Source organism: Bradyrhizobium betae, assembly GCF_008932115.1.
GTDB classification, from domain to species: domain Bacteria; phylum Pseudomonadota; class Alphaproteobacteria; order Rhizobiales; family Xanthobacteraceae; genus Bradyrhizobium; species Bradyrhizobium betae.
In genome coordinates this window covers 224,538-239,217 of the sequence record NZ_CP044544.1, presented here as the reverse complement: position 1 = coordinate 239,217, position 14,680 = coordinate 224,538, and the positions used below count along the sequence as shown (strand labels likewise).

General features: G+C 60.0%; 15 protein-coding genes and 1 pseudogene. All 16 read left to right on the top strand.

All coding sequences use genetic code 11. The annotated features are described in order from the left end of the window. The first annotated feature begins 123 nt into the window (after nt 1-123). The 16 genes and pseudogenes from mbfA to F8237_RS35610 all read left to right on the top strand — a co-directional run bounded on the left by mbfA (nt 124) and on the right by F8237_RS35610 (nt 14,392). On the top strand, nt 124-1,095 hold the full coding sequence (gene mbfA, locus F8237_RS35685) for an iron exporter MbfA (protein WP_100554913.1): 972 nt from the start codon (nt 124-126) through the stop codon (nt 1,093-1,095). Between the two features lie 240 nt (nt 1,096-1,335). Beyond that, nucleotides 1,336-1,968: pseudogene (locus tag F8237_RS37150) on the top strand (response regulator transcription factor); the annotation flags it as partial. A 517-nt stretch (nt 1,969-2,485) separates the two neighbouring features. Next, nucleotides 2,486-2,974: a histidine kinase dimerization/phospho-acceptor domain-containing protein gene (locus F8237_RS35675; protein ID WP_162006442.1), complete on the top strand. Its 489-nt coding sequence runs from the start codon at nt 2,486-2,488 to the stop codon at nt 2,972-2,974. Continuing rightward, nucleotides 2,971-3,300, top strand: coding sequence for a sensor histidine kinase (locus F8237_RS35670; RefSeq protein WP_100554916.1), 330 nt, complete (start codon nt 2,971-2,973; stop codon nt 3,298-3,300). The genes F8237_RS35675 and F8237_RS35670 overlap by 4 nt, the downstream gene beginning before the upstream one ends. Before the next feature lie 67 nt (nt 3,301-3,367). After that, nucleotides 3,368-3,946, top strand: coding sequence for a phosphatase PAP2 family protein (locus F8237_RS35665; RefSeq protein ID WP_244626198.1), 579 nt, complete (start codon nt 3,368-3,370; stop codon nt 3,944-3,946). A 66-nt stretch (nt 3,947-4,012) separates the two neighbouring features. Continuing rightward, entirely contained in the window at nt 4,013-4,267 is a 255-nt protein-coding gene (locus F8237_RS35660; RefSeq protein ID WP_100554918.1) for a PilZ domain-containing protein, read from the top strand. Nucleotides 4,268-4,497: 230 nt separating this feature from the next. Beyond that, nucleotides 4,498-4,725, top strand: coding sequence for a PepSY domain-containing protein (locus F8237_RS35655; protein ID WP_100554919.1), 228 nt, complete (start codon nt 4,498-4,500; stop codon nt 4,723-4,725). Nucleotides 4,726-4,757: 32 nt separating this feature from the next. Continuing rightward, nucleotides 4,758-5,351: a hypothetical protein gene (locus tag F8237_RS35650; RefSeq protein ID WP_100554920.1), complete on the top strand. Its 594-nt coding sequence runs from the start codon at nt 4,758-4,760 to the stop codon at nt 5,349-5,351. Between the two features lie 142 nt (nt 5,352-5,493). Further along, nucleotides 5,494-6,288 (top strand): COG4705 family protein, encoded by a 795-nt coding sequence (locus tag F8237_RS35645; protein ID WP_100554921.1) that lies wholly within the window; start codon nt 5,494-5,496, stop codon nt 6,286-6,288. Between the two features lie 320 nt (nt 6,289-6,608). Continuing rightward, a complete protein-coding gene (locus F8237_RS35640) occupies nt 6,609-7,274 on the top strand; it encodes an ABC transporter ATP-binding protein (protein ID WP_100554971.1) in 666 nt (221 codons plus the stop codon). Next, complete coding sequence (locus tag F8237_RS35635) at nt 7,267-7,845, top strand: ATP-binding cassette domain-containing protein (RefSeq protein ID WP_100554922.1); 579 nt, start codon at nt 7,267-7,269, stop codon at nt 7,843-7,845. The genes F8237_RS35640 and F8237_RS35635 overlap by 8 nt, the downstream gene beginning before the upstream one ends. Further along, a complete protein-coding gene (locus F8237_RS37530; RefSeq protein ID WP_374761626.1) occupies nt 7,818-8,027 on the top strand; it encodes a hypothetical protein in 210 nt (69 codons plus the stop codon). Before F8237_RS35635 ends, F8237_RS37530 begins: the two co-directional genes overlap by 28 nt. 226 nt (nt 8,028-8,253) lie before the next feature. After that, nucleotides 8,254-8,850 (top strand): Chromate resistance protein ChrB, encoded by a 597-nt coding sequence (locus F8237_RS35625; RefSeq protein ID WP_145987133.1) that lies wholly within the window; start codon nt 8,254-8,256, stop codon nt 8,848-8,850. Further along, complete coding sequence (locus tag F8237_RS35620; protein WP_100554924.1) at nt 8,843-10,105, top strand: MFS transporter; 1,263 nt, start codon at nt 8,843-8,845, stop codon at nt 10,103-10,105. The genes F8237_RS35625 and F8237_RS35620 overlap by 8 nt, the downstream gene beginning before the upstream one ends. Then, a complete protein-coding gene (locus F8237_RS35615) occupies nt 10,083-11,192 on the top strand; it encodes an RND family efflux transporter (protein WP_145987134.1) in 1,110 nt (369 codons plus the stop codon). Before F8237_RS35620 ends, F8237_RS35615 begins: the two co-directional genes overlap by 23 nt. Then, on the top strand, nt 11,189-14,392 hold the full coding sequence (locus F8237_RS35610; RefSeq protein WP_100554926.1) for an efflux RND transporter permease subunit: 3,204 nt from the start codon (nt 11,189-11,191) through the stop codon (nt 14,390-14,392). Before F8237_RS35615 ends, F8237_RS35610 begins: the two co-directional genes overlap by 4 nt. The last annotated feature ends 288 nt before the right edge of the window (nt 14,393-14,680 follow it).

Here is a 14,680-nt window from a genome sequence, read left to right as displayed (position 1 = left end):
TGCATTGGTTTATGCAGATCCGCGAAGACGGCGTGCCGTAACGCTGAAAAGAGGGATTGATCGCAGCGGCGTACCCCCTATACACGATTTAGAATCATTCTAAATAGAAAAAATGGGTGCGTCGTGAAGAAATTTTCCGATCTGTCTGAGCGCGAAGTTTTGGCCGTCGCCATTTCCGGCGAAGAAGAGGACAGCCGCATTTATATGAGCTTCGCCGAAGATCTCAGCGAGCGCTATCCGGAGTCTGCCAAGCTGTTCGAGGTGATGGCAGAGGAGGAAAAAGGCCATCGTCATCTGCTGCTCGAAATGTACGAAAAGAGCTTTGGGCCGAATCTGCCCCCTATTCGGCGCACCGACGTGAAAGGCTTCCTGAGACGCCGTCCGGTTTGGTTGACGAAGAACTTGTCGCTCGACGTCGTCCGCAAGGAGGCGGAGATCATGGAGTTCGAAGCGCAGCGCTTCTATTCCAAGGCAGCGGAGCAGGCTACCAACGTGGGAGTCCGAAAGCTCTTGGGGGACCTGGCGGAAATCGAGAAAAGCCACGTAAGCCTGGCGGCAAAGCTTACCGACAAGATTCTCACGCCGAATGTCCGCGAGGAGGAGGACAGGACACGCAAACGCATGTTCGTCCTTCAATATGTGCAGCCCGGCCTCGCCGGTCTGATGGATGGTTCGGTCTCGACTTTGGCGCCGCTTTTCGCTGCAGCCTTCGCCACCCATCACAACTGGCAGACGTTCCTGGTAGGTTTGGCGGCATCAATCGGAGCCGGTATCAGCATGGGCTTTGCGGAAGCGCTGTCGGACGACGGCTCATTGACCGGGCGCGGCTCGCCATGGTTGCGCGGGGGGATCTGCGGGCTAATGACGACGCTGGGAGGACTGGGTCACACGATCCCCTATCTCGTTCCCGACTCCTGGCAGAACGCGTTTTGGATCGCAACCGCCATCGCCGGTGTCGTCGTATTCTTCGAGCTTTGGGCGATCGCATACATCCGGGCCCGATACATGGACACGCCGTTCCTCCAAGCCGTTTTCCAGATTGTGCTCGGAGGCGCGATTGTGCTTGCGGTCGGCATTCTTATCGGAGCCGCCTAGTGTCGGCGTGAAGTGAGCATACCCGCCACCCTCGTCAGCACGGGTGAAGACGCTCGGGCGATAGCCGCCGCGGCATTTAAGCGGCGATCAAGGACGGAAATCGTCCAAAGCCTGGTGGCGGGTGCCGTGTGACACAGGGTTTGTTCGCGAGATTGGTCGCGGACGCATCTCCAGCTTGATTGACAGCAATCAGATGCCTCTAATCGCTATCGACGGTTTGTCGTTTGACGGAAGCAGCATATGCGAATTCTGCTAATTGAGGACGACCCGATGATCGGCAAAAGCCTGGTCCGTGCGTTGCGCGATCAAGGCATGTCCGTTGATTGGACAACGAGCGACATTGAGGGCGAAGAAGCATTGGCCGTCGGAGGCCACGCGCTGGTGCTGCTGGATCTGGGGCTGCCTGGCAAATCAGGACTGGATGTTCTCAGGACCGCGCGAGCGGCCGGAAACAAAATTCCTGTCGTCGTGCTGACGGCTCGCGACGACCTGGACAACAGGATCGCTGGTCTGGACCTGGGAGCCGACGACTATATCACCAAACCATTTGAAGTACGCGAACTCGTCGCACGAATGCGCGCCGTCATGCGAAGGCAAAGCGGTTCCGCCAGATCGGTGCTCGAAGCAGGTGGGATTACATTAGATATGGAGACTCATGAAGTGGCCTTCCGAGGCAACCACGTCCTGCTTCCCGCTCGCGAATTCGCGCTGATGCGAGCTCTGATGGACAGACCCGGCGCTATCCTGTCTCGCGAACAGATCGAGAAGCGGCTCTACGGCTGGGGCGAGGAAGCGGAAAGCAATGCGGTCGATGTCTTGATCCACTCGGTCCGCAAAAAATTTGACAAAGACATCATCCAGAATGTCCGGGGGGATGATCATCAAGACCTCGCCATGAACTCCTTACGAAACACTGCGCTTGTGTGGATGACCTCGCTCCTGACAGTCGTGGGGATATTAGCAGTCGTGATTTCGTATCAACTGGCGCGAAACGAGGCCGCAGGCTTCCTCGACAGCCAGCTACGTCAGATCGCACTCAACGCCGGCCAGGGATTGGTCGCCGACGCGGCACCCCCGGCAGTCTACGATCCGGAGGACGACTTCGCTATTCAGATATGGGACGCTCCGGCAAAGAAGATCAGAAATTCTTCCGGCGGAATAGAGGTGCCTCTTCAGGCAAGTCCGGGCTTTGCGACAATTTCGGCAAGCGGCGAAGAGTGGCGAGTCTACATTGGGCGATGCCCGACGTACCGTGCAGGTCGCACAGCGCATGGTCGTTCGACAGGAGCTCGCCGAGAGCGCTGCGATCGCCCGCGGCCGCGCCGATCCTGACCGTTATTCCGTTGACCTGGCTCGTTATTGGCTAGTCGCTTGGCGGCGTAATGGGAAGTTGGCGCAGCTTGCGCAGGCGATCGCCGATCGCGGCGGCGATAGCAAGGAACCTCTCTCCGTCGAGGGAGTGCCGAGGGAGGTGAGGCCCCTGGTTGACGCGATGAATATTTTGATTGGGCGTTTGCAAATCGCGCTCGATCAACAGCGGCGCTTCGTTTCCGATGCCGCCCATGAATTGCGGACGCCCCTGACGGCACTACAGCTTCAGATCGAGAACTTGTGGAACGATGCCCCCGTTGGCAAAACCGGGCAGGCAGCTTTGGAATTGGGCAACGGGATCCGCCGCGCCTCGGTCCTGCTGGAACAACTTCTCCGGATGGCGAGGTTCGAAGCACCTGTCGGGCTGGAGCATTGGGCACGGATCAGCTTGTCGGGCCTCATAACCGAATGCGTGGCCGACCAGATGGCGATCGCGACCGGCAAGGAGATCGATCTAGGCATCGTTGCGCGGGATCCCGTTGAAATCTCGGGCGCGCCGAGCGACTGAAGATTCTTTTTGGAAACCTTCTGAACAACGCAGTCCGCTACACTCCGCGCGGCGGGATGATCGACGTCTCGGTGCGATTTGCGCATGGCAACGCCGTTGTGGAGTTTGTGGATTCCGACTACGGGGTGGCGGAGAGCGATTTGCCTCGCCTTTTCGATCGATCTTTTCGGGCGGCTCCGGCTGAAATCGATGGCAGCGGATTGGAGCTTGCGATCGTGCACGCGATCGCCAGGCGTCACGGATGGGTCGTGACGGTCGAAAACCGGACCGATCGATCGGGCATGATCGCGCGGGTCACCGGGCCAGGCTTCCTCATTCCCTCCTAAGTCTTCGCGACTACTTTGGGCCAGTAAGTCCATCCTTGCTGATGGATCGCTATTGGAATTCTCCGTGATGTTCGAAGCGTTGACCGATCGCCTTTTCGACGCAATCGCGGCAGCGTCAACGCTTGCAGGAGGGAGCCTCACCTTCGCAATGTTGTGGGCTCAATCTGCTGTGTATCTCGGTCCGTGCCCTGCTCGTCCTCCTCTGGATTTTGGGGCGCACGCCGAGCGGCGGGCTGCCGTCGATGCCGGCTTTTCGTCGCTTCTGGCGTTGACGACGGCGGTCATCGTCTCGTCCGTATGGATGCATCCTCGTCCCTTCACGGTTCTGCCAATCCGCAACTATCTCAATCACACTCCGGACAGTTCCTTTCCAAGCGATCACGGCACCCTGTTATTCGCACTGGGCTTCGCACTCTTGATATCCACATCCAGGCCAGGTCGTCAGTTTGGATCTCTGGCTGTGGTTCTGGGCGTCTCGGTGGGCTGGGCTCGAATCTTTCTCGGCGCTCACTATCCATTGGATATTGTTGGCGCTGCCGTGGTAGCCGCGATAGCCGTATTGGTCGTTGCATCGCCCGGGGGCCGCACAATTGGCGCACGCCTGACCGTTTGGGGGGGAGCATCTTTTTGGCTGGTCGATCGCTAAGAATCTACGGCAACGCTTTTAAAAATCGACGTCCCGTCTTCGATCTGAAACTGTTTGGCATGTCAAATGAACGATAAGCGGACTGCATCGCGACATCGCGTTTTCAAAGCGGGGAAAATAGCATTTGATGGTGGTGTGATCGATTGCACCGTTCGCAACCTTTCAAAAACCGGCGCGGCGTTGGAAGTCGAGAGCCCCGTCGGCATTCCTCACAAATTCACCGTGGTGATCGAATCGGATCGCATCCGGCGGGGTTGCCATGTCGTTTGGCGGAAGGAGCGGCGCATTGGCGTCATGTTCCACAACGACCCGGAAAACTGAAATATGGTTCGCGCGGAAGCCCTTGCCGTGTGGAACAAAGTTGAATTTCAAGCAATGTCTAAATGCCTTTTCGATGAGTCCCTCATTTTCTCCTAACAATTGATGGCTACAGATCCCTGACGGTGGCGACTTACGGCATCCAGGAAATCCACACGTCACAGCTTGCGAACAATCTATCCCGCGCGACCTTGATCGGACTTACTCTTCTGACCGCGACCGCTTCGTCCGCCATGGGCGGCAGCAGCTTCGCAAAGGAAGCTGCGATCACCCTCGATCAGGCCCGCGCCGCCGCGACGAAGGCGCAGCCGGGCACAATTCTCGATCAGGAGCTCGAGCACCGCAAGGGCGGCTCCGGCTTGCGTTACTCCTTCGACATCAAGGTCGGGGCGATCACCCACGAAGTTGGCATCGACGCCAAAACCGGAACCGTTCTGCAGAACTCGGCTGAAAAGCGATGATGTGACGCGGTCGACCATTCGGAGACAGGATCATGACCCGTGCAAGCCCCTCACGGCCCCATTCCCTCGCTATAGCCGGCATTCTCGCCGCGAGCCTGGGCCTGGGACCACATATTATGACAACTGCGATGGCGGAGGATACCGTGATCGCTCCGGAGAAGAATCCCCCGGGCGACATTCCAGACAGTCAGGTGTTCATCGAATATCGCTCGCCGCTCGGGTTCACCATCAAGGTACCGGAGGGTTGGGCGCGTCGTGAGACAAAAAGCGGCGTCACGTTCAGCGACAAGTACAACACGGTGCGGACGACAATTGAAGAACACGTTGAACCGCTCACGATTGCCGTTGTGAAAAACGAATTGACGGCTCAACTCGAGATGTCCGGTAAGGCGGTACGAATCTCGGGGGTCACATTAACGAGTGTTCCTTCGGGGCCGGCCATCGTCATCTCATACGCTTCGAATTCGGATGCAAATCCGGTGACCAACAAGGCGATCCGCCTGGAGAACGAACGTTACTTCTTCTGGAAGGGCGGTAAGCTTACCACCTTGACTCTGTCGGCGCCATACGGCGCGGACGACGCCGATCAGTGGCTCCTGATGGCGAAGAGCTTTAGGTGGCTCTGATGATAACGACCACGACGACGCAAAGCTGCGAATATCGTTGCAACATCGTCTGCGTCGTTTGGCGACCGCAAGGCTTCGCGACGCTGGCCGTTCGCCGCGCGATGAGAGAGCTGCAAACTGAACAATCAATGGGGCGCATCCTATGATCGCGATGGAAAATCAGCGTGTTTCGACCATGCTCAACAAGGTTCCGGAAATCACTATCTCGTTCTGGATCATCAAGGCCCTGGCCGTGACCGTCGGCGAGACGGCCGCCGATTTCCTGAACACAAATCTGGGTTTTGGACTCACGGTCACCTCGTGGATTATGAGTGCGTTTCTTGCCGTCGCACTGATCGTACAGTTCGCGCGCAAAAAATATGTCCCGTCGATCTACTGGATCTCCGTCGTGCTCATCAGCGTCGTCGGCACCTTGATTACAGACAATCTCGTCGACAACCTCGGCATCAGTCTCAAGGCGACCACGCTCTTTTTCGGCATGGCGCTGCTCGTCACATTCGCCGTGTGGTATGCGGTTGAGCGAACACTGTCGATCCATACAATCTATACGACGCGCCGCGAAGCGTTCTACTGGCTCGCTATTTTGCTCACCTTCGCTCTCGGCACGGCGGGCGGGGATCTCACAGCAGAAGGGCTGGGGCTGGGTTACGCACAGGCGGGACTCATATTCGGCGCGCTAATCGCGGTCGTCGCATTCGCCTACTATTTCCTGAAGATGGATGCGGTTCTGTCATTCTGGCTCGCCTATATTCTGACCCGCCCGTTGGGAGCTTCGTTCGGCGATCTGCTTTCGCAGCCGCTCGACAAGGGCGGACTGGGGCTCGGCACGACGCTCACCAGCGTGATCTTCTTCGTATGCATTTTCGGCCTCATTGTTTTTATGACTATCAGACATGGCAATCGCGGATCGTCCTATAAAGCATCCGGTAAAAGCTGAAGTTTGCATTCAGATCCGGCGACCTTCAAACGAGCACAAGTTCGTTTGGAGGTCGCCGGATTCGTGCAGGGCCTGGTGTTCGTGTCCTCCGGCGATAGCCATTGGCTTGAGTATGGGTCGGATTCCGCGATCCATCCGCGATCAGAGACAGACGGGAGTCTGCGAGCAGCCGAACCCCTTATTCGCCACTAAGTCCCGACGATTATGTTTTCGAACGGGCACCTCGCACGAGAAACCGACATGTCTCAAAAACAATGTGAATCCGGATCGCGCCAATGGTGCATCCAAAAGGTCAGAACGACCGCCGGAGGAGGGCTTTGATGGCGGCTATTCAGGCCTTCGACCTCTATCGCTTCTTTCACACGCGCGACTCCGAAACGTTGGCTTTGCGCGGCGTAAACTTGCGGATCGAGGCAGGAGAGATGATTGCCATGGTCGGGCCCTCCGGGAGCGGAAAGTCGACGTTGCTGTCCTGTCTCGCGGGGCTCGACGAGCCAGACGGCGGATACGTCGAGCTCTCCGGCGAGCGCCTCACAACACTCCGGCCCGAAGCCGTGCGGGCGAGCCGCCGAGCGGAGGGCATCGGCATTCTGATGCAGCCCGGAAACTTGTTTCCGACTTTGTCCATTGCCGACAACGTCAGGCTGCCGATGGCCATGATCGGCAAACCGAACGCGGCAAGGATTGGAGCGCTCTTGCATGACGTCGACCTCACAGACCGCCAGCATGCCCGTCCAGGCCATTTGTCAGGTGGCGAAGCGGCGCGAGCCGGATTGGCCGTCGCTCTGGCCACCTCCCCGCGCGTTCTTTTTGCCGATGAGCCCACAGGGCAAGTCGACGCCGCGGCAGAGGAGCGCGTGCTGGATCTTCTTGGCAGACAACGCGCGGCCGGGACTGCAATTTTGATTGCGACACATAGCCAGGCGCTCGCCGGACGGGCGGACCGGGTCATTCGCCTCGAAGACGGACGTATTGTCGATGTCTAAATCATTCATCCAAGCGATCGACGTCGCCAGGCAGTTTCGGCAGGCCAACAGAACTGTCGAAGCCCTGCTTCCTGCCTCATTCGTCGTCCGGTCTGGCGACCGGATTGCCCTCGTCGGTCCCTCCGGCAGCGGGAAGTCAACGCTGCTGCACCTGATGGCGGGACTCGACACAACGACTGGCGGAAAGCTGGCCTGGCCTGAACTCGGTACGCGCAGCGGGCTGCGCCCGAGACGGATCGGAATGGTGTTTCAAACGCCGGGCCTTATCGCGCACGACGCTTTGCCGCCCGATCCGGGCGCCGCCTTCATTCAGGCGCAGCAAACCGCCAATAATTTCGAGGCGCGCGTCGCCAACAATCTCGTCGCTCGATTGGATGGCGCGCGCAGTGACGCCCTCTACGCCAAGGTGCTGTTCCTGTTTCTTGGTCTTCCGGGGGTCACGCTCGCAATCCTTTTGACTCTGGCGGTGGCGATGTCGGGGACGGAGCTGCGGCAGCGCGAGCAGGCGCTTTTGCGAACCCGGGCGCATCGCTGGCGCAGATATTGCGGTTGGCAGGCGCCGAAGCGCTGACCATCGGAACCGTCGGAGTGGTCCTCGGCATCGCTCTCGCCGGTCTCGTGGCCTGGACCTCATGGCGGGTGACGGACGCGCGCCTTATCGCGCCCTACTTCGCTCTGGCGGCCGCAGTCGGTTTCGCGCTCGCCATCGCGGCGTTGTCAGCACGCTCACCACATAGGCCAGCGCAAACATAGAGGCGAACGTGACCGGCATCCACCGCCAGCCTGCCGTTTCACGCCAGATGGCGAGCGTCGACGCGCATTGCGGCGAAGATATACCGCGCCAGCAGTGAAAACGCGGTCGCTAGACATCACTTGAAGAGCTATGAATGCAACAGGTGTTGCATTGAACTGACTACTCAGATATGCAACAGGTGTTTCAGCGGAGAGATATCTCATTCCAATTCAATGGCTTCTTTTCTTGGGGCAACTTCCTGCCGCTCCGTCCAGCGGGCGGGTTGCGCTGTGGAGACGCCTTCGCGCTGCCGGTGCTGCCAGCGTGCTGAATGGGGCGTGGGTCCTACCTGTTACGGACGAGCACAAACTGCTTTATGCCCAGCTCGTCGAGATAGTACGCGCGCAGGGCGGCAGCGCCACCGTCTTTGCAACCACTGCAACCAGCGAAGAAGAAGAGCAAGCCATCGTTGCCCGGTTTCAGGCGGACCGAGCACGCGAATACGACGAGTTCTCCGAGCGCTCCGGCGAATTTTTTGCCGAGATCGAAAAGGAGACGCGTCGTCGGAAATTCACGTTTGCAGAACTTGAAGAGATCGAGGACGACCTCGACAAGCTTTCTGCGTGGCTCGCCAAGATCAAGGCGCGCGACTTTTTTCCCAATGCTCGGATACAGGCGGCGAAGGAAACGCTAGAAACCTGTGGCGCCACCTTGCGAACCTTTGCCGACGAGGTCTATGCGCAAGAGGGCGTTGTAGACGCGACTGAGGTCAGCACTGGTTCGCTGGATTCCGACATTCCGAATTCTTCTCTCAAGAAGCGCGAGAGACCCCGGCATGGCTGACCACGTTCTGACGACCTCGATGGCGCTTCGAAACCTGCCGCGCGGAATCTGGGCGCTCGGGTTCGTATCGATGTTCATGGACCTCTCATCCGAGATGATCCACGCTCTGCTTCCCGTCTATCTCGTCACCATGCTCGGAGCCTCGGCGCTCACGGTCGGGCTCATCGAGGGTCTTACCGAAGCGACGGCGATGATCACCAAAATCTTCTCCGGCGCGCTGTCTGATTGGTTGGGCCGCCGCAAGCTGCTGGCCGTTATCGGCTACGGGCTTGCCGCCCTTACCAAGCCAATCTTCCCGCTCGCGACTACGATTGAGTGGGTCGTGACTGCTCGCTTCCTCGACCGCGTGGGAAAGGGTATTCGCGGGGCACCGCGCGACGCGTTGGTGGCCGATCTCGCGCCCGCTCCGTTGCGAGGAGCAAGCTTCGGCTTGAGACAATCCCTCGACACGATCGGGGCCTTCCTCGGTCCCCTCGCCGCAATCGGGCTTATGCTTTTCACCGGCGATAATTACACCGCGGTGTTCTGGATCGCGGTCATCTCCGCGTTCATCGCGTTTGGCCTGATGGCGTTCGGGGTGAAGGAGCCGGAACGCGCCATTGACGCTGCGGCAAGACCCAAGCCGCACTTCGCCGATGTCTGGCGGCTCTCAGGGCCATTCTGGGCCGTGGTAGCGGTTGCGGTGGTGCTGACACTGGCCCGGTTCAGCGAAGCCTTTCTGGTTCTGCGGGCTCAGAATGTAGGTCTCGCGATTGCGATCGTACCCGTCGTCATGGTCGTTATGAACATTGCTTACGCATTCGCGGCTTACCCCGCCGGCGTACTGTCCGATCGGTTCGGGCGTCAGGGCGTCCTGATCGTCGGCGTCGCCACACTCGTGGTCGCCGATCTGCTCCTGGCACTCACGACGTCAGTGCCCATCCTTTTGTTCGGCGCGGTGTTTTGGGGCCTGCACATGGGCCTGACCCAAGGGCTGCTTGCAACGCTGGTGGCGGACACCGCGCCTGCCGATCTGCGCGGAACCGCGTTTGGAGTGTTCAACCTCGCGAGCGGGGTGGCCATGCTCGTCGCCAGCGTGGTCGCCGGAGCGCTCTGGGATGTCTACGGACCGATCGCGACTTTCCTGGCCGGCGCGACTTTCACCGCCATCGCTTTGGCCGGCCTGCTCGCTCTACGAAAGCAATTCCGGTTCAGACAACACTTCATCAGCTTAGAGCAATCGGAAACTGTCGATGGATGTGAGCATGGCCGGTAGCGAGCACAAGAATCCCAGTGGACCTAGGCGTCGAATCGTCCGGCTTCTGGCTATTCTGGCGGCGATCGGAGGTGTTGGCGTGCTTGTGGTCTGGGGTTTCCTCGCCGGACGCGGCGAGGCAACGATGGAAGCCGAGCGAGAACGTCCGGTCAAAGCGCCCTTACGCGTGTCGACCGACGGCCGGGGTCAGCCCGTCGTGACCCTCGACGCCGCAACGCGTAGGCAGAGCGGAGTCGATGTCACCAAACCAAAGCCGACGCAATACCAGGAGCAAGTCCGCGCCTACGGAACAGTGCTTGACCTCGACAAGCTGGTTACGCTGGACAACAATTATGTAACCGCCGTCGCCCAGCTTCAGAGCGCTCAGGCCAGGATCGTTGCATCGAAGGCGGCTTTCGAGCGCGCGCAGGCCCTTTCCAAGGACAACATCACAACTGTGGCGCAGCTACAATCGGCCCAGGCCACATTCGGTGCGGATCAAGCCGGAGTCGCAACGGCAGAAGCCCAGGTCAAAACGCTAAAAGCAACGGCGCTGCAGGAGTGGGGAACGGTCATCGGCAAGGCACTCATCGAGGGCGGCCCGCTGGTGACGCGTCTGATCGAACGTCAGACTTTCCTCCTCCAGATCACGCTGCCGCCTGGGACGTTCATAACGGCGGCACCGAAGGCGACGGTTCAATTCGGCGCAAGCGCCTCGCGCCATCAAGTCGATTTTGTCTCGCCCGCCACGCAAACGGACCCAAAGATCCAAGGCCTGAGTTTTTATTATGCGGCCGATGCCGCGAGCAATCTGTTGCCAGGAATGAACGTCCTTGCGTTCCTGCCGTCCGGTGCTCCCATCGATGGAATTGAAATTTCAGCCTCGGCCGTGGTGTGGTGGACGGGGCGGGCATGGATCTATCTGCGCACTGGCGCGGACACGTTCACGCGCCACGAAATTCCAACCGATATGCCCGCGCCCGGAGGCGGCTTCATCGTTTCCGTCAAGAGCCTCCCACCCACTCCGGAGATTGTGACCCAGGGAGCACAGATCTTGTTGTCCGAAGAATTCCGCGCGCAGATCCAGGTCGGCGAGGACAACAAATGACGCCGGCAACCCCCGGTCCCTCAGCCCCGTCGGGCTTGCAAGCGAATGTGATCGGCTTCGCGATCCGCTTCCGCGGCATCGTCGTGGCGTTGGCGTTGCTGCTGCTCGGCTACGGCATCCTCTCGGTTATTCGCGCGAAATATGACGTTTTCCCGGAGTTCGCACCGCCCCAGGTCGGCATCCAGACCGAGGCGCCCGGCCTTACGCCAGAACAGATCGAGGTCCTCGTCACCCAGCCGATCGAGAATGCCATCAATGGTGTCCCCGGCGTGCAATCGTTGCGGTCCACCTCGATCCAGGGGCTCTCCGTCATCACAGTTATCTTCGCGCCCGGAAGTGACATCTATCGGGATCGGCAAGTGGTGGCCGAGCGTCTGGCGGTCGCCGCACAACAGCTCCCGGCGGGGACGGGGCCGCCGGGAATGACGCCGCTGACCTCCTCGACGAGTACCATCCTTGTCGCCGGGCTCACCTCCGACACACACTCGCTGATGGATTTACGCACTATCGCCGATTGGACGCTGCGCCTGCGGCTTCTCGCCGTGCCGGGCGTCGCCAAGGTCGCGGTGTTCGGCGGCGATCTTCGTTCGCTTCAGGTTCAGGTCCATCCGGACCAGCTCATTCGCTATAATCTCACCCTCACCGACGTTCTGACCGCGGCGAAGAAGGCGACCGGCGTGCGCGGTGCGGGCTTTATCGACACAACCAATCAACGCATCGTCTTCCAGACCGAGGGCCAGTCACTCCAGGTGGAGGATGTTGCTCACACTGTTCTGCTGAACCAGGGCGCTTCGAGCGTGCTTCTCGGCGACGTCGCCGAGGTGGTCTATGCGCCGGAGCCGCCGATCGGCGGCGCGACGATTATGGGCCAGCCCGGCGTAATGTTGAATGTCTCGGGGCAATACGGGGCCAATACGGTCGAGGTGACCCAGCGCGTCGAAGAGGCGCTGGCGAGCTTGCGGCCGGGGCTGGAGAAGGCCGGTATTAAATTTCACGGCGATCTTTTTCGCCCGGCCAACTTCATCGATACGGCCACCAACAATGTCCGGGACTCGCTGGTTCTTGGTGGCATCCTCGTCATTGTGGTGCTGTTTCTGTTCCTGTTCGATCTACGCAGCGCAGCGATCGCCTGCACGGCGATCCCGCTGTCGCTGCTTGCCGCCGTCATTATCCTCGACGCTTTGGGGCAGAGCCTGAACACAATGACCTTGGGCGGGCTCGCGATCGCCATCGGCGAAGTGGTTGATGATGCGGTAATCGGCGTTGAGAACATCGTCCGGCGTTTACGCGAGAACAGGCGTTTGCCGGAACCTCGACCGGTGGGCCGGGTCGTACTCGACGCCTCGCTCGAAGTGCGCGGCGCTGTCATTTATGCGACCTTCGCGGTTATCCTTGTCTTCTTGCCCGTGCTGACGTTGCCAGGTCTCGCCGGCCGGTTCTTTGCGCCGCTCGGCATGGCCTATATCTTCGCCATTCTCGCATCGCTTGTCGTGGCACTGACGGTGACGCCGGCGCTCTCGATGCTGCTGCTCACCGGCCGCGGACGAGGAGGCGAAGGCGCGGGTGCGGTCGCGCATGATAGAGAGCCGCCCGTCGTTCGCTGGACGCGCGGGCGTTATGAGCGAATTTTGCGCGGTATCGCCATCCATCCGCGGACGGCGATCGCCGCCGCTCTGGTTTTTACCGTGGCCGGTTGTGCCGCCCTTCCGTTCTTTGGTAGCGCCTTCCTGCCCGAACTCAAGGAAGGGCATTTCATTCTTCACATGTCGGCTGTGCCCGGCACCTCGATTGCCGAATCCGAGCGCCTCGGCGCGCTTGTGACCAAGGCTCTGATCGCTCTGCCGGTGGTGCGCTCGGTCGCCCAGCACATCGGCCGCGCCGAGAAAGCCGACGACACCGCAGGCACGCATGAAAGCGAGTTCGAAGTCGACCTCAAATCCGGATTATCGGGCGACCAGACGGAAGGAGCGCAGGCCGACGTACATAAAGCGCTCCGCGGGTTCGCGGGAGTCAATTTCGCGGTAACGCCATTCCTGACCGAGCGCGTAGAGGAAACCTTGTCGGGCTACACGGCTGCCGTCGTCGTCAACATCTTCGGCGACGATCTCGACACGCTCGATCGCGCGGCACGGGACGTCGCGCGTACCGTTGGGGGTATCCAGGGTGCGGCGGACGTGCAATTGCAATCGCCGCCTGGCATGCCGCAGTTGACCATTCGACTCCGGAAAAAGGACGTGGAGCGCTGGGGCTTCGATGCGGTGGACGTCCTCGATTTGGTCCGCACCGCCTATCAGGGCGATGTTGTGGGCCAGAGCTATGATGGCAACCGGGTTTTCAACGTCATCACGGTGCTTGACGCCGAGAGCCGCAATAGTATCACCAAGGTCGGTGACCTCGCGCTACGCGCCCCGAGCGGCAGCTATGTGCTTCTCAAGCAAATCGCGGACATATACGAAACCGCCGGGCGCTATCAGGTATCTCATCTCGGCGGCCGACGTCTCCAAACGGTGACGGCGAACGTTGCCGGCCGTGACGTCGCCTCGTTCGTGCGGGATGCTCAGGCCGCGGTCTCTGCCAACGTAGAACTCCCGAGCGGGGGCTACGTGGAATTCGCCGGTTCGGCGCAGGCGCAGGCGCAATCCCGGCGCGACCTGCTGATTCATTCGTCGATCGCCGCAATCGGCGTGGTGCTGCTGCTGTCGATCGTAACGCGCAACTGGCGAAACCTGCTGCTCGTTCTCGTCAATCTGCCCTTCGCGCTCGTTGGTGGCGTGCTGGCGGTATTTGCGACCGGAGGCGTACTCTCACTCGGTTCGATGGTTGGTTTCGTGACACTGTTCGGAATCACGCTGCGCAACTCGATCATGATGATCTCCCACTATGAGCATCTGGTCGAAACTGACGGCATGCTTTGGGGTCTCGAAGCTGCAATCAAAGGCGCCGGCGACCGGCTGACGCCGATCCTGATGACCTCGCTCGTTACTGCGCTCGGTCTCCTGCCTCTCGTGATCGGAATGGGAGATCCAGGCCGTGAGATAGAAGGCCCCATGGCGCTCGTGATCCTGGGAGGCCTGCTGACCTCGATGGCCCTGAATTTGCTTGTCTTACCCACCCTAGCCCTGCGCTTCGGGCGGTTCGAGTCGGCCGTCGATGAACTCGGCGGCGGTTCGCCTGAATTGGCGAAACAAAACTCGAGCTAATATCTTACCAGTACCCGCAGCCGAATGTTTCCGGAACGAGCGAACTCATCGGCCATCTGGTGCTCTCGACCCCCGCAATGAGCGCGATCGATGCATTGTCGAGCCACGTCGAGCCGGATGAAAAGGCCAAACATTCCGGCGGCTACCCGTCCTCTGAATATAACGACAATATCGACGCGATCCGAACGAGGTCACGTTTCGGTCATCACACCCATCCTCCGACCGTTCGCAAACCCGTGCGACGGCGGCGTGGAGCGTCGACCGCTCTTCTAGGAACTTTATGCTTTC